The sequence below is a fragment of the Citrobacter sp. Ce119 genome, assembly GCF_030334525.1.
In the GTDB taxonomy this organism is placed as follows: domain Bacteria; phylum Pseudomonadota; class Gammaproteobacteria; order Enterobacterales; family Enterobacteriaceae; genus Citrobacter; species Citrobacter europaeus.
Map to the genome: position 1 here is coordinate 1 of NZ_JAOWDR010000023.1, position 597 is coordinate 597.

The following is a 597-nucleotide window of genomic DNA, read 5'->3' on the forward strand; positions in this document are numbered from 1 at the left end:
TGCGTTCGCGCCAGCTCACTTTTTTGCTGCAGATAGTTATGAAGCGGATATTTTTTATTGCTGCCTTCAAGGCTTCTTCGTAACCCGTCCGAGAATTTCAGTTCTTTTTTCATACGTTATCCATGCCGTTAAGAACCATTCAACATCCGTATTAATAATAAAAAAAACAATGTGTCCCCCCTGAATAATCAAAGGGGGTACCTTTACGCAGAGGGTTTGGCGGGTTCCCCGTTCGCTTCCACTCTTTTTTTCGCCGTTTATGGAGCGTATCCAGATTAATATCCGCCACGTTTTCCCAGCCCAACAGGGTGAATATCTCCTCTGACAGCGTTTCTTCCGGTAACGGTTTATGTTTGTAAATTGACCACGCCGCAGGAAGCAGGCACAACCCCAATGACATAAAACAAAACACAGCCAGCATCATGTAAAATTCCGGATCAGAAAATGCCTCCCATCCATTATGAATATGTATAACTGCAGGAGTCACTACTGCCAGGCTCAGATAGCAAACCCGTAGCGGGATACGCACTGCCGCCCGGCGCGCCTGGTTCTTTCCCCGGTAACACCCCGGCGTCATGCACAGGGACTGCTCCTCCG

The 597-nt window shown here is 48.1% G+C and carries 1 pseudogene; it reads right to left on the minus strand.

Going from position 1 to position 597, the window contains the following annotated elements:
• Positions 1 to 151: 151 nt before the first annotated feature.
• Positions 152 to 597 (minus strand): annotated as a pseudogene (locus tag OGV80_RS02160) (hypothetical protein); the annotation flags it as partial.